This window comes from Sphingobacterium olei (genome assembly GCF_005048855.1).
Taxonomy (GTDB): domain Bacteria; phylum Bacteroidota; class Bacteroidia; order Sphingobacteriales; family Sphingobacteriaceae; genus Sphingobacterium; species Sphingobacterium olei.
Window position 1 is genome coordinate 67,929 of record NZ_SUME01000013.1, and the last position, 21,460, is coordinate 89,388.

Genomic DNA, 21,460 nt, shown 5'->3' on the forward strand with positions numbered 1-21,460 from the left:
TATAACCGAAAAAAATGGAAAATATTGTTAAATCGATTTCAAATTTGGTCTGGAGTGATGTTTTTATCTTTCTATGCTTATTCACAGGCGTATATTTTTCTATACGCACAAAGTTTTTACAGGTTACCTATTTTCGGGATATGCTGAGGCTGCTTTTTGCTAAAAAACAATCCGACAAGGGAATTTCTTCCTTCCAGGCATTTGCTTTGGCAATTTCCGGAAGGGTAGGAACCGGGAATATCGTGGGTGTAGCTACCGCAATTTTTATGGGTGGGCCAGGGGCCATATTTTGGATGTGGACCATTGCATTTTTTGGATCTGCATCTGCTTATGTAGAGGCAGCACTAGCTCAGGTCTACAAGCAGAAAGATGGCGAGGAATTTAGAGGAGGTCCTGCTTACTATATCGAAAAGGGATTGGGAGTGAAATGGTATGCCGTTATTTTTGCAATAGTAACAATTATCAGCACTGGGTTATTGTTGCCTGGTGTGCAGAGTAATGCAGTAAGCAGTACATTGTTTAACGCGTTCAATTTTGCGAATCCAGTTTTTGAAATCGGAAGTATTGAATTGACCTTAAGTTGGGTAGGCCTTGGGATTGTCACATTGCTGGCTGTAATTATCATAGGAGGCGTAAAACGCTTGGGACAAGCATCGGAATTTATAGTACCCTTTATGGCAGGGGCTTATATATTGATGGCTATTATAATTATCGCCCTTAATATTACGCAAGTTCCGGCTGTCTTTCGACTGATCTTTAGTTCAGCGTTTAGTATAGATGCTACATTTGGGGGCGTTATCGGGATGGCCATTGCCTGGGGAGTGAAAAGAGGTATATATTCCAATGAAGCAGGACAAGGTACCGCACCTCACGCAGCAGCAGCGGCAGCCGTGAAGCATCCAGCTCAACAAGGATTGGTTCAAGCCTTTTCCGTATATGTGGATACATTACTCGTATGTACAGCGACTGCACTGATGATTTTATTTACAGGAATGTATAACGTAGGTGAAACATTTGATACTGCAGGGAACGCAACAGCTTATCTCGTAGACAATATTTCTGGTGTAAATCCCGACGGATTTACGCAGGCAGCTATATCACATCATTTTCCGGCTATCGGAAAGCAATTTGTAGCTTTAGCACTGTTTTTCTTTGCCTTTACAACTATTATGGCGTATTATTACTATGCGGAGACAAATGTTGCGTATATCTTTAAAGGCACATGTGCTAACATTTTTATTTGGATACTTCGCTTCTTATTTTTAGCAGCAACTTACTTTGGTACTATTAGAAGTGCAAGTCTGGCTTGGGATCTCGGAGACATCGGTGTCGGACTGATGGCATGGGTCAATCTAATTGCTATATTGTTGATGAGCAAAACTGCCATGAAAGTGTGGAATGATTATGTAAAGAAGCGTAAGAATGGAATAATGAACCCAGATTTTAATCCGAAAGAGTTGGGAATAAAAAATGCGGATTTCTGGGAAAACCGGGGACAGTAAACTAGTATACAGACAATATAACCGTTTATCTTGTCTGTATACTAGTTGTTTTAAAAAATCAGCGTGATTTGATTGATGATAAGTGCGCAATACAAAATATTTTAAAATGCCCCGGCGCATGTCGTTGCAAAAATCAAAACAAAGGTGATGACCAGCAGCACGAGAAAAGTGGTGTAAGGTGTTCTTCTCATAATTCTTTTAAATGTTTAGTTTGTTTTAAGTGAACACTAACACAAATGACGTGCCTTAAATAAAAAAACTTCAATTTTGTAACGAATTTAATGGTGTTTTATATTCTATAGATATTTTTTTTCTTTAAAATATGTTAAGATATAGCATAAGGTTAAGAAAAGTGTGTTGTTTTTTTTGAAAATTATGTCTACATTATGGATAGAAATAAAGACAGGTATTTCTATCCGCAATAAAATAGGTATTTCTCACGTGATATTTGATATCCTATAGATTCGGCTTAATAGACCACATCAATGGGATTATTTTTGTAATGCAACCTGGGTTTTTCAGCTTCTCGCTTATTTTTTAAATAACAACAACGGCTACCTGTTTTAGGTAGCCGTTGCTGTTTAGTATTAAATATAAATTCGATTAGCTCAATTTCACATTAATAGCATTTAGACCTTTAGGTGTACGTTCAACTTCGTAAGTTACGGTATCACCTTCTCTAACTTGGTTTTTTAATCCTGAAGTGTGTACAAACACATCAGCGCCACCATTTTCTGGAGTAATAAAACCAAATCCTTTAGTTTCATTAAAAAACTTTACAGTTCCTGTATTCATTATTTTTTTTATTAGTATTAGGACAAGGATAGGGATAATTATTTGTAATACACTATTTCCATACTAAAAGTATTTTCATATGACAAAACTTTTAAGGCATATATAACTTACTAGAGCAAAGTTTTCGATTTTTCATTTACATTTTGTATCTTTGTATGAAAGCCTTATACATCACCTCGCTTTAACTGTCTTCAACAAGTTTCATAAAGCCCGTTGGTCGCTAAGACATATCTTAATTTATTTATTTACATTATACACGTTTAATGGGGCAAAGCCAAATTACATTCAGAAAAAAAGAACAAGCAAAGAAAAAGCAATTAAAAAAGCAACACAAGCAAGAGAAAAAGGAGTTCAACAAACAAAACAATGACAAAGGAAAGTCCTTTGAAGAAATGTTTGCATATGTTGACGAGTACGGTAATATATCAGATTCTCCTCCTTTAAAGAAATATGAATTTAAGGAAGAGGACTTGTTACGTCCAGAAGTTGAGGACGAATACAATTTTGGAAAAGTATCGTATTATAATGACCAAGGTCATTATGGATTTATTCGCGATAATTTATCGAGACAAACAGTATATTTTAATGACAATTTAGTAGGGTTTGTATTGAAAATAGATCAAAAGGTTAAGTATAAATATAGGAGTTCTAAACAAGGAAATCAGGTCTCGGAAGTTATTTTGGAACCGTAAGATCATTTCGATTTACTTACAATCATAAACAATAAAGAAGCCAGTCTATAATCTAGATTGGCTTCTTTATTGTTTATATGATTTTTTTTCTTTTGTTATTTATTTATTCGATCCCATTTCTTTTATTACGTTGACATGAGAATTGAAGGCTTTTGCAAATGTTGGGAATTCGATATAGTTAATTTTGTATTCTACACAAGTCTGACGAATAATGTTATTGATCGCAGGATAGTGGATATGGCTTATTTTTGGAAATAAGTGATGTTCTACTTGAAAATTTAATCCTCCTAATAGCCAAGTTAAAAACTTGTTTTGCGTGGCAAAGTTTGCGGTGGAATTCAATTGGTGAATCATCCATTCATTTTCTATTTTTCGATTGTCATCTTCTACGATATTGAAGCTTGTTTCGGAAACCACATGCGCCAGTTGAAACACTATAGCTAACATCAGTCCGCAGACTACGCCTAATATTAATAATCCAATTAGTGTCTCAATCGGGCCTACAAAAATGATAGGCAAAATAATGAATAGAATCAGATTAATAACTTTGCTTATCCAAAAAATAACTTTTTCACGTATCGGGAAACTGAATGCATTATTATTCTTTCCTAACGAAGCTTTAAAGTACTTTTCATAATCTTGATAGAAAATCCAGGCAAGGTAGGAGATACCATAGAGTGCGAGGAAATAATACTGTTGAAATTTATGATGTTTCTGATACTTTTGTTCTTTATGTAAGCGCATGAATTTAACATCGATATCATGGTCTTCACCTTCGATATTTGTAAAGGTATGATGTGCTATGTTGTGCTTTAATTTCCAAAAATAGATATTTGCACCCATCAAGTTGGCGCTATAAGACAGAATGTTGTTGAACTTTTTGTTTTTGGAGAATGTATCATGCCCAGCGTCGTGCATCACATTAAATCCAATTGCGGCAAGATTAACCCCAAATAGAGCGCATAGAAGAATGCTGATCGCCCAATGTGGCTGTACTAAGAGCAATGTACTGTAAATCCCTAAAAAGCTAGCGAAAAGAATAATTCCTTTAGCTAAAATTTTCCGACCCCCAGTTTTATTGAGATTATTATTTTTAAAATATGTATTTATTTTTTCCTTTAGTGCTTTGGAAAATAATGTGTTGGCGTTGTTGAATTTAATTGTAGATTTCATTAAGAGTTGTAGTACTCTGTTACTAGGGAGTGGGTTTAATTTTTTATTATTTATCTATAAATCGAATATAAGTAACGTTATTCTGTTTTAAAGATAAGGAATATTATTGAGAGCAAGCATGTTAAGTTTAGTTAAATAAAAAAGGGAGTTTGATTTTTCAAACCCCCTTTTTTATTTCGCACTGTTAGATTTTAGTGTTTAAAGTGTCGCACGCCAGTAATAACCATCGCTAATCCTTTTTCGTTTGCCATATCGACAGACAGTTGATCCTTAATCGAACCGCCTGGCTGTAACACGGCAGCTATTCCAACTTCACCTGCTATTTCTACGCAGTCTGGGAAAGGAAAAAAGGCATCGGAGGCCATTGTACTGCCTTTTAAATCAAAACCAAACGCGTGAGCTTTTTCGATGGCTTGTTTCAAAGCGTCCACTCTGGAGGTTTGACCTACTCCAGATGCAATTAACGTCCCATTTTTGGCAAATACAATCGTATTTGATTTCGTGTGTTTCACAATTTTATTTGCAAAATATAGATCCTCTAGCTGCTTTGCCGTTGGTTTTATGTTCGTTACCGTCGTCATCAATTCTGGCCCTTCTATGGTATGATCTTTATCTTGGAGAATCACGCCATTCAATAACGTCTTGAATTGATCTGTAGGCAGATTAACTTCTTTTCGCACTAAGATAATCCTGTTTTTCTTAGCAGTAAGTACGGATTTGGCCTGTTCGCTATAGGAAGGTGCAATTAATACTTCGAAAAATAGTTTGTTAATTTCTTCAGCAGTCTCGGCGTCTACTTCCTGATTCGTAATTAACACGCCCCCAAAAGCCGATACGGGATCACACGCTAACGCATCTATCCAAGCTTGTTTTACAGTGGGACGAGAGGCTACTCCACAGGCATTGGTGTGTTTTAAGATCGCAAATGTTGGCTCTTCGAATTCATCGATAATAGCTACAGCTGCGTCTACATCTACTAAATTGTTATATGATAACTCTTTCCCGTTCAATTTGTCAAACATGGCATCTAGATCACCAAAGAAAACTCCTTTTTGATGTGGATTTTCTCCATAGCGTAATACCTGCGATTTTTGTTGGGATTGTTTAAAAACGGCTAAAGGTTCTTCCTGATTGAAATAGTTAAAAATAGCGGTATCGTAATGGGAAGACGTATTGAAAGCACGTTTAGCGAAAGATTTACGTTGTTCCAATGTGGTTATACCATCTTGTGATGCTAAAATTTGCTCCAGTTCGGTGTAATCTGTTTTCGAAGAAATGATGACAACATCATTGAAGTTTTTAGCTGCGGCACGGATTAACGAAATACCACCGATATCTATTTTTTCAATAATATCTTGTTCGGAAGCCCCAGAAGCAACCGTCGCTTCAAATGGATACAGATCTACTATAACCAAATCGATTTCCGGAATTTCGTATTGCGCTAATTGTTGTTGATCGCTTTCTAAAGGACGGCGGGAAAGGATACCGCCAAATACCTTCGGGTGAAGCGTTTTTACCCGGCCACCTAAGATAGATGGATAACTCGTTAGATCTTCAACACGCGCTACGTCGATGCCTAAATCTCGGATGAACGCTTCCGTACCGCCTGTAGAGTAGAAAGTAACTCCGTATTTATTTAGAAGTTGAATAAGAGGGGCGAGGTTGTCTTTATAATAAACAGAAACCAGTGCATTTTTAATCTTAACAGGATGATTCATTGTTCTTTATTTGAAGCCGCAAAGATACAAAAAATAACCGACCTGTGTTGTGTTTTCTTGAAATCAAATAACTAATTTCATTTTTATTAAGCGCGTTGCAAGATGTTCTCAAACTTAACAACTAGCCATTAACCGTACTTCTTCAATAGATTTTCGATCACTTTGGGATAATGTAAATGTTCTAGCTGTTGACCGTTGAATTTTATAGTCTCTAATGTGTCATCAGGTTCAACTTTAAATCGAGCTTGATAAATCACTTCGCCTTCATCAAAATTTTCATTTACAAAATGGATAGTAATTCCATGTTCATCGTCTCCAGCATTGAGGACAGCCTGATGTACGCGATCGCCATACATGCCTTTTCCGCCGTGCTTAGGAAGAAGTGCTGGATGGATATTTATAATCCTATTAGGGAAAGCCTGTAATAGACTTTGTGGTATCAACCATAAAAAGCCAGCTAGTACAACGAGATTGATATCTAACCTCTTTAGAAGATCTACGACCTCCGTTGTTTGATAAAAATCGTGCTTGTCAAAAACATGTGAGGGAATCTCGAAATTATCAGCACGCTGCAGTACATAGGCATCCGGATTGTTACTTAATATTAGAGCCACTTCAACTTCATTAGAATACTTGAAATGTTCCATTATTTTTTGTGCATTGGATCCGGAACCGGAAGCAAAAATCGCTATACGTTTTTTCACTCTTTATTCGATTTATTCAAATTAAAACTTTTCTTACCAAACTTAGATAAAATGCTTTGTATTCGCAAACTGAACACGATGAGTTCAGGTTATGGATTTACTCTGTTAAAATCACCTTTTTTAGGATTTCTTCACTGATAGCCTCAACAGGAACCGCGGAATTTGACAGAACGATTACAGCCGACTTGGCATCGGGAGCGATGCCGATAAAAGAACTGCTACCGGCAGTGCCTCCATTATGGTTGTAATAGATGATATCGTCTACCATTGACATATGCCATGCAAGCCCGATATCGGTGTTAGGAGGGATGAAAAATGTGAATTGTTTAGTCAGGGCCATTGCTTTTTCCAATGGAGATAAAGGCATCTGGAATTGAGATCGGGCATATAACAACATATCCTGGATGGTCGATTTTAAAGAACCAGTTGCCGCGAGAGAAATAAAGTTCCAGGTCGGTACAGTATCTCCTTGTACATTGTACACTCTGACAAGCTGTTGCTCTTTGGAATTTACTTTCTCTACGGTGTTTGTCATATGTAGTGGTTTGGTAATGACCTCTTCAATATTTTGAGCGTACGTTTTTTTGGTAATCATAGAAATTAACTCGCCTAATAAACCATATCCTACATTACTGTATTCGTATTCTTCTCCGACCTCCTTGGTTGCTTTAAAGTTTTTCAGGAAACTGAAGAGTTCTTTCTGGTCGTAATGTGCATAAGGATCGCTTTCCACGAATTTGCTGCTTGTGTTCCAGTTTAACGCCATACGTGGCAATCCTGAAGTGTGGTTTGCCAAAGATTTAAAGGTTATTTTTTGTAAATTGGGATTAGACTTTACCGAATCAGGTAAAAATTTAGCGATACTATCATCCAAGCTGATTACATTCTTTTCTACCAAATCAGCCAGAAGAGTAGCCGTAAACGTTTTTGTAATTGATCCCAGTTCATATAAGGTGGTTGCAATAGGGAGGGTATTGTTATCTTTTTCAGTCTCTCCATAAAAAAAAGTATTTACTTTATTTCTATGAATCACACCGATGACCAAAGACTGCGTATTCCCTTTTTGGATGTATGTGCGTGCCACAGAGTCGATAAAAAAATCCAAGGGATTTTGCACTTCCACTTTGGATATGACTTTTTCTTTTTTTTCTTCTACTTTTGCTTCATAGGGTTGAAAAGCGAGCGTATGATAGTTAAAATTGCTGTCTACACCCAATATGAATAATAATTTCTGGTCCCCGATCTCTATCTTATATCCCGCTATACCATTTTGATATTTTTCTGGAGTTGCATTTTTTATTGTACCTAATGAATGCAGCTGGTTTAATATCCCTTTTAATTGAACAGAAGATATGGTCTTTTTGAAATTTTCGTCGGCCATATTATAGATGGAGTCCATTTGTTTCGTATTGAATAGGTATTCAATTTGATTGTAAACGGCTCTGTTTTGTCTCTCTTCAATAGATTGAGCTTTTATTAATATAGTAAATCCGACTATACACAGCAGTGTACTGACTATTCGTTTCATATGCAAATGTTTGACTTTTAATGGTCATACGCCAGCCTACCGCAGGCTGGGAATATCCATAGCTAATATCGTTCCGATTGTTTTACGTTTACGTCGTATCTAAGGATATTTCACAATACAAAAGTACAAAAACAATATGCTATAAACCAATCGTTTGTTTTAGTCGAGCGTATCCGGATTTGGAAATGCTTACTTTTTCGCCGTTCAGCAATATACCTCGGTAACTTTCTTTTTCCATAGGTTCTATTTTAGCAAGCTGATCTACTTTAATGATAAATGATCGGTGCACACGTACAAATTGCTTACTGTCCAATTGTTTCTCAAAAGATGACATGGTTTTATTTTTGAGGAACATGCCGTTTTGCGTGTGGATTTTAACATAATCATCGTAAGCTTCTAAAAAGATAATTTGCTGCGCCGGAATCAGTTTAATTTGGGTCCCGTTTTTGACAACGATTCGTTCTAATGTCTCTTCCTCAATATCTGTCTTTAATTGTTGAAGACTTTGTTTCGGTTGCTGGTTACCATGGATATTTCGGAATTTTTCTAGGGCCTTTGAAAAACGCTCTTGATTGATGGGTTTCAGGAGATAATCGACGGCATTTTTTTCAAAAGCACGAATTGCAAATTCCTCAAAAGCTGTTGTAAATATGACGTGCGGGAGTTCGTCGATAATTTCCAGCATCTCGAACCCTGTTAATTTTGGCATTTGGATATCTAGAAATATCAGATCGGGTTTGTGTTGTTGAATGGCTTTAGCACCTTCAAAACCGTCACCACATTCCGTGATGACTTCAATATCACTTTCTTGTTCTAAATAATCGCGAATGATCATCCGAGCAAGAGGCTCATCGTCTATTATTATTACTTTAATCATTTTGAGGAATTTTTATGCGGGCAATAAATTTAGTTTCTGTTTTGTTGACGCTCAAAAGATCTGTGCGGCTGTAGATTAAAAATAATCTTCTGTGGATGCTGGTCAATCCAAAGCCGTTCCCTTTTTTATTCTGATACTGATCGGCTTCAAAAGGGTTTGAGATCTCTATCGTCAAGATGTTATTTTCCAGTGCAATGTGGGTTTCTATTAATACATCACCTGTTACATTATACAGGCCGTGTTTAATCGCATTTTCCATTAGGGGTTGTACGATCATGCTGGGGACTTTTGCCTGCAAAACCTCGTCATCATAATGGAAAGCCGTATTTAATCTATGGCCAAATCTAACTTTTTCAATTTCGAGATAGAGTTCAAGGTGTTTGATTTCATCCGAAAGGGAAATAAGTTGTTTGTCGTCTTTTCGCATTGTTCCCCGTAGAAAATCCGACAGCTGAAAAGTCATTTTCTTTGCCATATCCGGTTTTGCACCAATCAATGCAATGATCGAATTTAAGCTATTGAACAGAAAGTGAGGCTGCAATTGTTGACGAAGGTTGTAAAGCTCTGCTTCACGTACCAGACGCTCAGATTCTTCTTTACGTTTTTTATTTTCCTCATACTCTTCCTGTATATTCCAGGTGATATTGATTATTAGGATACAGAATAAAAGCAAGAAATTAATAATCGTACGGTAGGGAAGAATTTTATAATATTGTGTAATCGAAAAAGTATCTGATATTTGGTTGATAAGATATAGAGGGAGAAAAACACTCATTGCTGTCAAAAATAAGCAGATGAACAGTATTTTGAGATATTGATTCTTTCGGGGTAAGTAAAATTGTAACGAACTGAATATTAGATATGAACAAATTGTAATGCATAAAGCACCAAAGAGAGGCTCGTAAATAGATATGTCTTTGGATCTGTGCTCCAGCCAAACTAACATATATGAAACAACGAAGTATAGCGCAAAAATTATCCATGAACTCAGATGGATAAGACGCTTTTTGTTTATTTTTAATACCTCAGTAGAGTTTGACATTTTATGGATTAACTGTTTTTTATTGTTACATTTCCTAAGATAGAAGTTCCAGTGATATATAAATTTTTATTTTCGTCAAATGGATGGTTTATAATAACCCGACGGTCGTCATTTTCACTTAAAATGGACGAAATACTTGTCGAAACCATCCAATGTGGTGGAACAATAATCTTGGTGCTTCCAAATAGTTGAAAAACATCAATGACTATCGGTTGGGTAAGATCAGCCTGAAGTAAATTTATTTCTGTGCTTCCAAAAATGTTGGTCATACTTCCTCCCAAGAAGTTTTTGGATAGAATAATTTTTTTCGAACTCCCGAATATGGAATCTACTTTGAGGTAGTTTTCTGCATATCGATTATACGAATACCCCTTTTGCTCATTGGTATGAGCAAAAGGGTTTGAATCTGTTCTTTCATCCGAATTATTGACGTTTATGGGGTCATTCTCATCAACTCTTTTATCCCAGTCGAATTCATCTCTAAAGGGTGGAGTGGGAGGAACTGGGGGAGTTTCAGGGTCGTCCGGCAGGGACGGCAATTTTCTGTTGCGTTGGATCAAATAAATCCCTAATACGATTGCTAGCAATGGTATGAGTACTTTACCCGTTGAAAAATCCATCCAATTTTTCAACAAGAAAATGACCCCGATCGTGATCAATATGTAAGATGATTTTTTTTCAAATTTTGAATTAACACCTATTACGAGTCCTACTATAATCAATATGGAATGGAATCCGAACAACCAGGAAGGTATTAAAAAACCTAAGTTCAAATTTTTTAATAATAAAAATGCACCAAATAACACGATGAAGGCCCCTACAATGGTAGCACTTTTGCTATTATTTGGAGGGGGGGGAGGTGTTTGATAATTTCTCTTTGTTTTCATTTGTTCGTTGTTTATAGTCCAAATGTAGAAATAGCTACAGATATGACTAATAGCATTTAGGTATACCTCATTTATACTTCGGTTAATGACCTAAAAACATCGGTGAAAATAACACACTTCTTTTGTATTTGAAATAAGTAAATAAAAAAAACACTTTTTTTGGATAAAATTTGGACGTTTGAAATTAAATATTATATATTTATAACATAAAACATAGGATTTAAACTTAAATACTTACTAGACTAATGGGAGATTTTGAAAACAAAGAGCGTGAAGAGGTATTTTCAAAAAAGGTGAGAGCGGGTAAACGTACTTATTTTTTTGATGTAAAAGCGACGCGATCAAACGATTATTATGTGACAATCACAGAAAGTAAAAAACGTTTTGAGGATGGACAGTTTATTAAACATAAAATTTTCTTATACAAAGAAGATTTTGAGAAATTTGCAGAAGGACTAACAGACGTAGTCGCGTACATCAAATCTAATCAAGAAGTGGTTGAGAAGAGATATGAGCCCAGTCAAGATGATTCTGCCTACGAAAGTAATGGAGCATTAGTCGAAAAAGACGATTTTTCGTTCTAGCGTAAATCATTTAACTAGATATGAGCCACTTTTTGAGTGGCTTTTTTTTTACCTCAGACTACCTTTGTCTATTCCGTTTAAATAGGAAAATGTACAGATAAAAGTTTATTTAGTAGTTGCTGTTTATTGGCATTATTGAGTAGCCGGTAAACTGAGTTGTTTTAATTCATATTGATCTCACTTAAGACGAGTTAGATGTTCCATGAGAATTTTATTGTAAATATGTTACATGGTAATAGGAATACAATTGTTAATTTCGTGTTTCAATACATTATGATCAATTTTATGAAGACATTGATATGCAACATTTTTGTTGCTGCGTTATTTATAACAGCCTACCCCCTAAAAGCACAAACCAAGCGTTTAAATTTTAATGAGTCATGGGGCAATGGGTATACGGTTACAAAACCTGTTAACCAATATACGGGTTGGGCGGATGCTGAACATTATTTAGAGATAGACAAAGATAACCGTACAACGTACAAGGTAAATGTAAAGACAGGAGAAAAAAGTGCCTATGAGCGAGCTCCTTCTTCAGATGTAAGAGTGTTTGTCAAGGAGAATGATATTTACATTCAATTTGGACAGCAAGCGGCGCAAAGAGTAACGCAATCACCTGATCTAGAAGAGCAAAATCCTACCTTATCACCGGATGGAAAATACATTGCCTTTACTCGTAAGAGTAATTTGTTTAGTATCGATGTGTCGGGAACAAAAGAAATACAGTATACTACAGATGGCACAGATGTAATGTACAATGGTTGGTCATCGTGGGTGTATTATGAAGAAATTTTAGGACGACCCACAAATTATAAAGCCTTTTGGTGGTCGCCAGACAGTAAGCAAATAGCCTTCATGCGCTTCGATGACACAAAGGTGCCGATGTTCCCAATTTATGTTTCGAAGGGACAAAACGGTTACTTGGAAGAGACTCGCTATCCGAAAGCAGGACAGGATAATCCAGAGGTGAAAATCGGTTTTGTAAAAGTGGAGGGTTCTCCAATAGTTTGGGCAGATTTTAATGAGAAAGATGACCAATACTTCGGTCAGCCTTATTGGAGTTTCAATAGTCAAACAATCATGGTACAATGGATGAATAGAGACCAGACTAATTTGAAATTTTATGCCGTAAACCCGAAGAATGGAACAAAGAACGAAATTTATAATGAGGAGCAATCTTCTTGGATCAACCTGGATCATGATGAACGAATTACCTATCTAGCGGATAATAAGCACTATATTCTTAAATCTGATAAAACCGGATGGGCACACTACTACCTCTACACATTAGCTGGTAAATTGTTGAATCCGATTACCACCGGAGATTGGCAAGTTTCTTCTTTGCAATATATCGACGAAAAGAATAAGGTCATTTATTTTACCGCTCGGAAAGAAAATTCTGCAACAGTAGATTTGTACCGCGTGGATTACTCTGGTAAAAACTTCAAAAGGTTAACTTTTGGTGATTTCACACATAATGTCCAAGTCTCTCCAGATGGTAAATATTTCATCACAAACTATTCGAATGTAAAGGCGCCGAATAAGATCGCTTTATTGGATAATCAAGGTAAGGTATTAAAAGAGTTGGCTGATACAAAATCTGCTGATTTCGATGATTATAAAATTGGAAAAACAGAATATTTTACCATTAAGTCTGATGATGGTAAGTTTGACCTGCCGATAATTATTACGTATCCGACGGACTTCGACGTAACAACCGAATATCCTGTCATAATGAGTATTTATGGTGGTCCCGATGCTGGATCTGTACGCAATACCTGGAAAGGTACATCTAATCAATATTGGGCTGCTGAAGGAATAATTCAAATCGCCTGTGACCATAGAGCCTCGGGACATTATGGTAAACAAGGTGTTGCATTAATGCATCGAAATCTGGGAAATTGGGAACTAGTGGACTACATTACCGTAGCAAAATGGTTGAAGGCGAAACCTTGGGTAGCAAAAAACAAACTATTGATTACAGGACATAGTTATGGTGGATACATGACTTGCCTGGCATTGACAAAAGGAGCTGATTATTTTGACTATGGTATTGCGGGGGCTCCGGTTACAGGCTGGGAATTGTACGACACCCATTATACTGAGAGATGGATGGACACGCCTCAAGATAATGCTGAAGGCTATAAAAACGGCTCTATTTTAACTTATGTAGATAAATATAAAGGCGGATTGCGTATCATGCACGGTGATATGGATGACAATGTGCATATGCAGAATACCATTCAATTGGTGGATGCACTTACTGACCGAGCAGTGCCATTTGAGTTGATGATATATCCGGGCAGTAGACATGGATTTGAACGGTCTAAATCGCGGTATGACTTTAATGAAAGGGTACGGTTTTATTACCAATATCTATTGGAAAAGCCAGTGCCACCTACATTTAAATAAAATCTTTGCACTTTCTTTATAGGAAGCCTTTTTTATTTCAAAAAATCACCCCTGTGTGAGATTTATACAGATATGGTTCCGAAGTAAATAAATATGATATAATTTTCTAAACTTTTTGTTTTAAGATTGTTGTATTCCAAAAATTATATCATCTTTGCACTATTATTTAGCAACATGTTAGAGTTTCTTAAAGAAAGTACTTTTAAAGCAAACGATGTTATTTTTAGAGCTTTAGATATCTTAAAAAAACATTATTTTTCTATCGCCGGACTGTGTTTTATTCTGTTTGTAATAAGTCAGCTGGCTGCATATTTTCCGGTGTACTTTTTGGAGTCGAATATGATAGCAAAAGTTGTTTTAATGCTGTTGACTATTGTTTTGTTTTTTGGACTACAATTGGTGCTAATAAAACGGGCGATATTACTTTCGCAGGGTGTAGAACATAGTTCATTGATGCATTATATTCCTTCAACAAAACAATTTGTCAATTTTTTATTCGGACTTGTTTTGTGCTCCCTATTAACCGGTATCGTAACATTGGTGTCGGGAATTATCTGTTTTCCTTTGATTTATTTGGGCTTGGAGACGGATTTCGTCATCTTCGAAATTGTCCCTGTTTTGACGGGTATAATTGTAACTGTTTTGCTTTTGAGAATAACATTTTTTCCTTTTTTTATATTGGAGAAGAATGTGAATTTTTTTAGAGCGGTAAAACTAAGTGTTGCATTTACAAAAGGTAATTTTTTTAAGATTGTTACGCTGTTTTTCTTTTTGGCGTTAACCTCTATCATATCTTTTGTACTTTTGAATCTTAGTTATAATATGACTGCCTTATTCTTTATGGCAATTAGTATTTTTTTAATAGTTCCGTTGGTAAGTTTGGCCATGGCTGTTGCTTATACGGATATGGTCGAAGAATATAAAGGGGGTGATGATCCTGAGCTGTTCAAAAATATAATATAAAGGAGAATAAAAGCATTGAACAAAAAAAGAATAGCTATACTGGGATCTACCGGAAGTATTGGGACGCAAGCTCTTGATGTTGTCCGTGCTTTTCCCGATCGATTTAATGTAACTGTGCTTACAGCGAGTAATAATGCGGAACAATTAATTCAACAGGCGTTAGAATTTAAACCAAAAATTGTTGTCATCGTTAACGAATCACATTATCTCTATGTAAAAACATCCCTGCAAGGTCTGCCTATCGAAGTTTTTTGTGGAAGTGAGGCGCTGGAAGCAGCAGTTGAATTGGAGGAAATTGATGTTGTTCTAAATGCAGTGGTTGGTTCGGCTGGATTACATCCTACAGTAAATGCTATCCGTCACGGTAAAGATATTGCATTAGCCAATAAGGAAACGTTGGTGGTGGCCGGAGAGTTAGTAATCGATTTGGTGAAAAAATATGGTGTTAAATTACTACCTGTTGATTCGGAGCATTCCGCTATTTTTCAATGTCTTACTGGTGAGGAATTAAATCCCATAGAGAAGATATATCTTACAGCCTCCGGAGGCCCTTTCCGTGGGAAAGACCGTTCTTTTTTGGAAAATGTAACATGCGAGCAGGCATTGAAACATCCAAACTGGTCAATGGGTGCTAAAATTACAATTGATTCGGCATCATTGATGAATAAGGGACTTGAAGTGATAGAAGCGAAATGGCTTTTTGATTTGGAAACCGATAAAATAGATGTTATTGTCCACCCACAATCTATTATACATTCAATCGTACAGTTTCAGGATGGGTCCATGAAAGCACAAATGGGACTTCCTGATATGAAACTTCCTATTCAATATGCGTTAACTTACCCTGTTCGTTTTTCGAACTCATTTCCTCGTTTTGATTTTATGAACCATGGATCATTGACATTTGAGAAGCCCGATTTAGACACATTCCGAAATTTGAAGATGGCCTATCAAGCCTTGCGTGAGGGAGGTAATAGAGCTTGTGTCTTGAATGCCGCGAATGAAGTCGTAGTTGACGCATTTTTGAAGAACGAAATTTCTTTTTTGGGTATGAGCGACGTAATAGAAGAGACATTATGTCAGGTGAAAAATAGTACAACGTTACATATAGACGATTATATTGCCTATGATTCCGAAAGTCGGATTGTGGCACGAGATTTAATACTTAAGAGTAAAAAGTAAATATTTTAGATGGGAACATTCGTAATGGTTGGACAGGTAATACTAGCCCTGTCAATTTTGATAATATTACATGAGCTTGGACACTTTTTGGCGGCACGCATGTTTGGTATTAAAGTAGAGAAATTCTATTTATTTTTCGATGCATGGGGTGTTAAGTTGTTTAAATTCACTTATAAAGGTTGTGAATATGGAATTGGTTGGTTACCGTTAGGTGGTTATGTGAAGATCGCAGGTATGGTAGACGAATCCATGGATACAGCGCAACTTCAAGAAGAACCGAAGCCTTGGGAGTTCCGTTCCAAACCAGCTTGGCAGCGTCTTATCGTCATGTTGGGCGGTATAATCGTCAATGTGATTGTAGGGATTATGGTTTTTTGGATGTTAACGTTCAAATATGGACAAACCGATATAGATAATTCCAAATTGACAAATGGTATTGTACCTGGAATAATTGGAAAGGAAATCGGACTTCAGGCCGGAGATAAAATAATAGAAATTAACAATAGACCCGTCATTAATTATAAAGATTTATTTAGCTCTGAAGTCCTAATGGGCGATGCGATATTGACTATTGAACGAAACGGTGCACCACAGGAGATTCAGGTTCCATCTGATATTTTAAATCAAGTTGCTGATCATAAAACGAATGAATTCGTTGAACCGCGCCTTAAAATGATGGGAATCGATCAAATTCAAGGTGCTTCGGAAGCAGAGAAAATGGGGTTACAAAAGAACGATAGTATTGTTAGTGTAAACGGTCAATCTATAGTTTATTTCGACCAGTTTAAAAATGCTATTTTGAATCAAGCTGAAAAATCAATTTCATTGGAAGTACTTCGGAATGGACAATTAGTAGCTTTAAATGGTAATGTTTCTGCTGATGGTACACTAGGATTTGGAATCAAACCCGATCCATCTTTGGTACTGATCACTTCCCAATATGGTCTTATGCAAGCACTACCAATAGGCACGAAGAAAGCTTTCTCGGTTATTACAGATAACATCAAAGGTTTCGGTAAAATATTTAAAGGTGAGGTTCGCGCGGATAAAGCCTTATCCGGACCAGTTGGTATTGCAAAGATGTTTGGCACTGATGTAGACTGGTACCGCTTTTGGAATTTAGTAGGCATGCTTTCCATGGCTCTTGCATTCATGAATCTGTTACCAATCCCAGCATTGGATGGAGGACACGTTATCTTCCTATTGGTAGAAATGATCCAGGGCAAACCACTAAGTGATAAATTCTTAGAACGTGCACAAATGGTAGGTTTCTTTATATTAGTAGCACTAATGATATTTACCTTAGGGAACGACATTGTTAAGTGGTAGCAAGACCATTTGAAGATAATTAAAAAGAGCCATTCCCGTTAGGAATGGCTCTTTTTAATTATAAGCCTAGATTTTTTTGCTTTTATGGAAATCAGCGTATACTAACTATATAGGTAGAAAAGACGTATTATTTGGTTATAAAGAAGTATTTATACAGTGTGTTTTGGCGCTGTATATGCATTAAAAAAGAGGGATAAATTAATACGCTTTAAAACTTAAATAAATGGAAAGCATAATCACTAATCAAGATAATGTCAGGAAGCATAACCTTGAATCCGCACAGGACGACAAACAACTGGGTTTTTCAGAACGTGCTGTATCCATCGCCTTAGGTGCAATGATAATCACGAGATCATTTCGAAGAAACCCATTAAAACGTCCATTAAAATTGCTAACGGGCTCATATTTGCTTTATCGGGGGGTAACCGGTAAATGTAAATTATCCCAAAAATTGGATTGTACTGATTCATGTCATAGATCGAATGCTATTAATGTACAATCAGAAATTATCGTTAATAAACCGCGTGAAGAAGTATACGCATATTGGCGTTATCTAGCTAATCTTCCCAATTTCATGAAATACATAAAGCGCGTGGAAGAAAAGACCGATACAATCTCGCATTGGGAATTTGAATTACCCTGGGGATCGGATGTGCTTAGTTGGAATACCGTATTGGTCAAAGATGAACCTAACCAACTTATCGGGTGGCATTCGCAAACCAATGCGGTAGTTGAAAATAGTGGCAAAGTAGAGTTTTCGGATGTAATCGGTGGTGTGGGGACGATCATCAATTTAGTGGTAACGTATCATGCCCCGGCGGGCCAAGTCGGTAGGAATGTAGCGAATTTATTTACACCGACTTTTGAGAAACTTTTAGAAAGTGACCTGCGCAACTTTAAAGAACTGATAGAAACAGGTCAGTTAACCACTATTGAATCTTATTAAGTGTATTGGGGCATTTTATATTAATTGCTTCACATACACCTGTGCCATTGTGAAGCAATTAACAAAGAATATCTGCTAGTTGATTGTGAATATTACACTATCGTGGACGATCAACCTGCTGATGCCGTCGGAATTGTATTTTATAGTGTATGTACCTGGCTTTGTGAGGTCATAACCTTTTTTGAGATCGACTTTAGCTAAAATACTGTCGGATGGACTTATCGAAAGGTAGCTATTAGCAGGGGGAGGCATGATACGTTTGGCCATAGGTCCTAAGTAGTTTACTTCGCCGTCAGTATCCGATACGATATCTAAGTATTTACTCATCAACGGTTCAAAAGGAGTGTGCCATTTACAAAATTTCATTACGCTGTCTGTAGGATTATATACAGTAAATGTCATCTCAATGGGGTGATCCAATGAAATTGTGGCAGGTATGCTCAGTTTGGCTGTTAAGGAAGTATCAGTGGGCTCATTGACAGTAGTTATAGAATCTGTAGCGGTACTGCCTGTATTTCGTTGTGATGTATTACACGAGGACGCAATGGCTAATAATATTGCTGGTGCGAAGAATGATAGTTTGTTCATAGGCTTGTTACCGCAATTTTATTGCCATTGTTTTTATGTCATTAACAAATGATAAATTTATTTTTTGCGACTATTAGCGTGTTACAATCTAAATATACATCTAAATCATGTTCGGTGCTGGTATTATGCCTTCCATTTCATAAATCTGTAGTCCGAAATATGGAGCAGAAGCGATGATGTGATCGAAGATATCTGATATAATGTGTTCATATTTTATCTTTATTGACGGCTACTTTTTTTAATGTTTAAAATGTTTTTTAAATAAAATTTTGAAAACTTAAATAAAACACTGAACTTGGTCAAAATCTTTAGGGGTGCCTTAGTGCTGAGATTATACCCTTAGAACTTGATCCGGTTAGTACCGGCGAAGGGAAAAGATAGGTGTATCAAAATTTGATTTTTTGATATAAATGTACTGATCAAAGGGTTATTTTATAAACCCATACATACCTTCTCCATTCAAGTTCATTTCTGAAGATTTCAATTAAAAATTCAGGAAATGAAAGTAAATGTAAACAACAAGATTCACGAAGTAGACAGCACATGCTATCTTACAGAGCTGCTGCAGTCCCTATTAGGCGATGCTATCCAAGGGATAGGTGTTGCCGTTAATGACAACCTCATCCCGAGATCTCAACATGGTAGCTATAAGCTGCAGGAAAATGATCGTATTTTATTAATCAAAGCAGCACAAGGAGGATAGAAATGGCTAAGAAAAAAGAAAATCTACCTCAATCAGGAGCGTTGACAACTGGAGCTATCTCTGGTTCACGTAAAATCTATGTTGAAGGAACTACACCAAACATTCGGGTCGGTATGCGGGAAATCGTACTTTCCGATACGAAATTGAGCAGCGGCAAAGTTTCTCCTAATGCCCCCGTCACCGTGTACGACACGAGTGGTGTCTATACGGATGATCAAGCTGCCATAAATATCTACGAAGGTATTGCCCGTATTCGCACACAATGGATAGCTGATAGGGATGATGTGGAGCAGTTGCCGCAGATCAGTTCAGTCTATGGGCAGGAACGATTAGGAAATGCACAACTCGATGCTATCCGCTTTCCAATACAGCATCAACCTCTTCGGGCAAAAAGTGGGAAGAATGTAACGCAATTGCATTATGCTAAGCAAGGCATTATTACTCCAGAAATGGAGTATGTCGCCATCCGCGAAAATCAGCGCATACAGCAGGTCGAAGATAATGATCTGTTGCAGCAGCATACAGGAGAAAGCTTTGGGGCTAATACACCTAAGGGTATGATTACACCTGAATTTGTGCGTGATGAAATTGCTTCGGGCCGGGCAATTTTACCGAATAACATCAATCATCCAGAAAGCGAACCGATGATCATCGGACGCAATTTTTTGGTGAAGGTCAATGCCAACATCGGGAATAGTGCTGTTACGTCAAGTATTGAAGAAGAAGTTGAAAAATCGGTATGGGCATGTCGCTGGGGAGCCGATACCATAATGGATCTTTCTACCGGACAAAATATTCACGAGACGCGAGAATGGATTCTTCGCAATTCTCCGGTTCCAATCGGTACCGTTCCGATCTATCAGGCACTGGAAAAAGTAAACGGCAAGGCAGAAGATCTGACATGGGAAATTTTTAAGGATACACTTATCGAGCAGGCCGAACAAGGAGTGTCATATTTCACCATTCACGCCGGTGTCTTATTGCGTTATATTCCATTGACCGTGAGACGGGTAACAGGGATCGTTTCCAGAGGGGGCAGTATTATGGCCAAATGGTGTTTGGCACATCATAAGGAAAATTTTTTGTACACCCATTTTGAGGAGATCTGTGAAATTATGAAAGCCTACGATGTGGCATTTTCGTTGGGAGATGGATTACGCCCAGGAAGTATAGCCGATGCGAACGACGCCGCACAGTTTGCAGAATTGGAAACGTTGGGTGAATTGACTAAAATTGCCTGGAAACACGATATACAGGTGATGGTAGAAGGGCCAGGCCATGTTCCCATGCATCTTATCAAGGAAAATATGGAGAAGCAGCTGAAGGATTGTCAAGAAGCCCCTTTCTATACATTGGGACCGCTGACTACGGATATAGCGCCTGGTTATGATCATATCACCTCCGCCATAGGTGCGGCAATGATCGGTTGGTTTGGAACAGCCATGTTATGCTATGTGACGCCAAAAGAGCATTTGGGATTACCGAATAAAGATGATGTTAAAGATGGTGTGATCACCTATAAATTAGCTGCACATGCAGCAGACCTTGCAAAAGGACATCCCGGAGCACAATATAGAGATAACGCCTTGAGTAAAGCACGATTTGAATTCAGGTGGGAAGACCAGTTTAATTTGGCGTTGGATCCCGATACGGCTCGTGCTTATCATGACGAAACGCTTCCTGCTGAAGGTGCTAAGATAGCACACTTTTGTTCCATGTGCGGACCCCAGTTCTGCTCCATGAAAATTACACAGGAAATTCGTGATGCAGCGGATGAAGGTATGTTCGAAAAAGCCTCAGCTTTTAAAGAACAGGGAAGCGAAATTTATGGATAA

19 protein-coding genes and 1 riboswitch are annotated in these 21,460 nt (G+C 37.2%); of the genes, 10 read left to right on the plus strand and 9 right to left on the minus strand.

Annotation, left to right across the window (positions count from 1 at the left end; translation table 11 throughout):
* Positions 1–14 precede the first annotated feature (14 nt).
* Complete coding sequence (locus FAZ15_RS21550; RefSeq protein ID WP_136903445.1) at positions 15–1,502, plus strand: alanine/glycine:cation symporter family protein; 1,488 nt, start codon at positions 15–17, stop codon at positions 1,500–1,502.
* A 603-nt stretch (positions 1,503–2,105) separates the two neighbouring features.
* Here FAZ15_RS21550 and FAZ15_RS21555 read toward each other — a convergent pair.
* Positions 2,106–2,297 (minus strand): cold-shock protein, encoded by a 192-nt coding sequence (locus tag FAZ15_RS21555; protein WP_136821091.1) that lies wholly within the window; start codon positions 2,295–2,297, stop codon positions 2,106–2,108.
* Positions 2,298–2,560: 263 nt separating this feature from the next.
* Here FAZ15_RS21555 and FAZ15_RS21560 point away from each other — a divergent pair, with 263 nt between their 5' ends.
* Complete coding sequence (locus tag FAZ15_RS21560; RefSeq protein WP_238387340.1) at positions 2,561–2,989, plus strand: cold-shock protein; 429 nt, start codon at positions 2,561–2,563, stop codon at positions 2,987–2,989.
* Between the two features lie 99 nt (positions 2,990–3,088).
* On the opposite strand, the gene FAZ15_RS21565 is transcribed toward FAZ15_RS21560, so the two are convergent.
* The 7 genes from FAZ15_RS21565 to FAZ15_RS21595 form a co-directional block, all read right to left on the minus strand.
* Positions 3,089–4,162, minus strand: coding sequence for a fatty acid desaturase family protein (locus tag FAZ15_RS21565; RefSeq protein WP_136903446.1), 1,074 nt, complete (start codon positions 4,160–4,162; stop codon positions 3,089–3,091).
* A 191-nt stretch (positions 4,163–4,353) separates the two neighbouring features.
* Entirely contained in the window at positions 4,354–5,880 is a 1,527-nt protein-coding gene (purH, locus tag FAZ15_RS21570; RefSeq protein WP_136903447.1) for a bifunctional phosphoribosylaminoimidazolecarboxamide formyltransferase/IMP cyclohydrolase, read from the minus strand.
* A gap of 128 nt (positions 5,881–6,008) precedes the next feature.
* On the minus strand, positions 6,009–6,584 hold the full coding sequence (gene purN / locus FAZ15_RS21575; RefSeq protein WP_136903448.1) for a phosphoribosylglycinamide formyltransferase: 576 nt from the start codon (positions 6,582–6,584) through the stop codon (positions 6,009–6,011).
* 97 nt (positions 6,585–6,681) lie between these two features.
* Entirely contained in the window at positions 6,682–8,112 is a 1,431-nt protein-coding gene (locus FAZ15_RS21580; protein ID WP_136903449.1) for a serine hydrolase domain-containing protein, read from the minus strand.
* A 139-nt stretch (positions 8,113–8,251) separates the two neighbouring features.
* Complete coding sequence (locus FAZ15_RS21585; RefSeq protein WP_136903450.1) at positions 8,252–8,989, minus strand: LytR/AlgR family response regulator transcription factor; 738 nt, start codon at positions 8,987–8,989, stop codon at positions 8,252–8,254.
* Entirely contained in the window at positions 8,982–9,764 is a 783-nt protein-coding gene (locus FAZ15_RS21590; RefSeq protein WP_238387341.1) for a sensor histidine kinase, read from the minus strand. The genes FAZ15_RS21585 and FAZ15_RS21590 overlap by 8 nt, the downstream gene beginning before the upstream one ends.
* Before the next feature lie 275 nt (positions 9,765–10,039).
* Positions 10,040–10,918, minus strand: coding sequence for a LiaF transmembrane domain-containing protein (locus tag FAZ15_RS21595; protein WP_136903452.1), 879 nt, complete (start codon positions 10,916–10,918; stop codon positions 10,040–10,042).
* Between the two features lie 245 nt (positions 10,919–11,163).
* On the opposite strand from FAZ15_RS21595, the gene FAZ15_RS21600 reads away from it, so the two are divergent.
* The 6 genes from FAZ15_RS21600 (at position 11,164) to FAZ15_RS21625 (ending at position 18,334) form a co-directional block, all read left to right on the plus strand.
* The gene (locus FAZ15_RS21600; RefSeq protein WP_136903453.1) at positions 11,164–11,502 is read left to right on the plus strand and encodes a DUF3276 family protein; all 339 of its coding nucleotides are present in this window, start codon (positions 11,164–11,166) and stop codon (positions 11,500–11,502) included.
* A 285-nt stretch (positions 11,503–11,787) separates the two neighbouring features.
* Positions 11,788–13,914, plus strand: coding sequence for a S9 family peptidase (locus tag FAZ15_RS21605; protein ID WP_136903454.1), 2,127 nt, complete (start codon positions 11,788–11,790; stop codon positions 13,912–13,914).
* A 174-nt stretch (positions 13,915–14,088) separates the two neighbouring features.
* Positions 14,089–14,877, plus strand: a complete 789-nt coding sequence (locus FAZ15_RS21610) for a hypothetical protein (protein ID WP_136903455.1) — start codon at positions 14,089–14,091, stop codon at positions 14,875–14,877.
* 15 nt (positions 14,878–14,892) lie between these two features.
* Entirely contained in the window at positions 14,893–16,059 is a 1,167-nt protein-coding gene (locus tag FAZ15_RS21615; protein WP_136903456.1) for a 1-deoxy-D-xylulose-5-phosphate reductoisomerase, read from the plus strand.
* 9 nt (positions 16,060–16,068) lie between these two features.
* Complete coding sequence (gene rseP / locus FAZ15_RS21620; RefSeq protein ID WP_136903457.1) at positions 16,069–17,388, plus strand: RIP metalloprotease RseP; 1,320 nt, start codon at positions 16,069–16,071, stop codon at positions 17,386–17,388.
* 223 nt (positions 17,389–17,611) lie between these two features.
* A complete protein-coding gene (locus tag FAZ15_RS21625) occupies positions 17,612–18,334 on the plus strand; it encodes an SRPBCC family protein (RefSeq protein WP_136903458.1) in 723 nt (240 codons plus the stop codon).
* Between the two features lie 75 nt (positions 18,335–18,409).
* On the opposite strand, the gene FAZ15_RS21630 is transcribed toward FAZ15_RS21625, so the two are convergent.
* The gene (locus FAZ15_RS21630) at positions 18,410–18,922 is read right to left on the minus strand and encodes a protease (protein ID WP_136903459.1); all 513 of its coding nucleotides are present in this window, start codon (positions 18,920–18,922) and stop codon (positions 18,410–18,412) included.
* 300 nt (positions 18,923–19,222) lie between these two features.
* Positions 19,223–19,312, plus strand: a riboswitch (TPP riboswitch).
* Between the two features lie 109 nt (positions 19,313–19,421).
* Here FAZ15_RS21630 and thiS point away from each other — a divergent pair.
* Positions 19,422–19,625 carry a sulfur carrier protein ThiS gene (gene thiS / locus FAZ15_RS21635; RefSeq protein ID WP_136903460.1) on the plus strand — a complete coding sequence of 68 codons (204 nt, stop codon included), beginning with the start codon at positions 19,422–19,424 and terminating at the stop codon, positions 19,623–19,625.
* 2 nt (positions 19,626–19,627) lie between these two features.
* Positions 19,628–21,460 (plus strand): phosphomethylpyrimidine synthase ThiC, encoded by a 1,833-nt coding sequence (gene thiC, locus FAZ15_RS21640; RefSeq protein WP_136903461.1) that lies wholly within the window; start codon positions 19,628–19,630, stop codon positions 21,458–21,460.

What these genes read in the sequence shown, in the direction of transcription:
- FAZ15_RS21550 (WP_136903445.1), top strand. Translation starts at nt 15, where the DNA reads ATGGAAAATATTGTTAAATCGATTTCAAATTTGGTCTGGAGTGATGTT.
- FAZ15_RS21555 (WP_136821091.1), bottom strand. Translation starts at nt 2,297, where the DNA reads ATGAATACAGGAACTGTAAAGTTTTTTAATGAAACTAAAGGATTTGGT.
- FAZ15_RS21560 (WP_238387340.1), top strand. Translation starts at nt 2,561, where the DNA reads ATGGGGCAAAGCCAAATTACATTCAGAAAAAAAGAACAAGCAAAGAAA.
- FAZ15_RS21565 (WP_136903446.1), bottom strand. Translation starts at nt 4,162, where the DNA reads ATGAAATCTACAATTAAATTCAACAACGCCAACACATTATTTTCCAAA.
- purH (WP_136903447.1), bottom strand. Translation starts at nt 5,880, where the DNA reads ATGAATCATCCTGTTAAGATTAAAAATGCACTGGTTTCTGTTTATTAT.
- FAZ15_RS21580 (WP_136903449.1), bottom strand. Translation starts at nt 8,112, where the DNA reads ATGAAACGAATAGTCAGTACACTGCTGTGTATAGTCGGATTTACTATA.
- FAZ15_RS21585 (WP_136903450.1), bottom strand. Translation starts at nt 8,989, where the DNA reads ATGATTAAAGTAATAATAATAGACGATGAGCCTCTTGCTCGGATGATC.
- FAZ15_RS21590 (WP_238387341.1), bottom strand. Translation starts at nt 9,764, where the DNA reads ATGAGTGTTTTTCTCCCTCTATATCTTATCAACCAAATATCAGATACT.
- FAZ15_RS21595 (WP_136903452.1), bottom strand. Translation starts at nt 10,918, where the DNA reads ATGAAAACAAAGAGAAATTATCAAACACCTCCCCCCCCTCCAAATAAT.
- FAZ15_RS21600 (WP_136903453.1), top strand. Translation starts at nt 11,164, where the DNA reads ATGGGAGATTTTGAAAACAAAGAGCGTGAAGAGGTATTTTCAAAAAAG.
- FAZ15_RS21605 (WP_136903454.1), top strand. Translation starts at nt 11,788, where the DNA reads ATGAAGACATTGATATGCAACATTTTTGTTGCTGCGTTATTTATAACA.
- FAZ15_RS21610 (WP_136903455.1), top strand. Translation starts at nt 14,089, where the DNA reads ATGTTAGAGTTTCTTAAAGAAAGTACTTTTAAAGCAAACGATGTTATT.
- rseP (WP_136903457.1), top strand. Translation starts at nt 16,069, where the DNA reads ATGGGAACATTCGTAATGGTTGGACAGGTAATACTAGCCCTGTCAATT.
- FAZ15_RS21625 (WP_136903458.1), top strand. Translation starts at nt 17,612, where the DNA reads ATGGAAAGCATAATCACTAATCAAGATAATGTCAGGAAGCATAACCTT.
- FAZ15_RS21630 (WP_136903459.1), bottom strand. Translation starts at nt 18,922, where the DNA reads ATGAACAAACTATCATTCTTCGCACCAGCAATATTATTAGCCATTGCG.
- thiS (WP_136903460.1), top strand. Translation starts at nt 19,422, where the DNA reads ATGAAAGTAAATGTAAACAACAAGATTCACGAAGTAGACAGCACATGC.
- thiC (WP_136903461.1), top strand. Translation starts at nt 19,628, where the DNA reads ATGGCTAAGAAAAAAGAAAATCTACCTCAATCAGGAGCGTTGACAACT.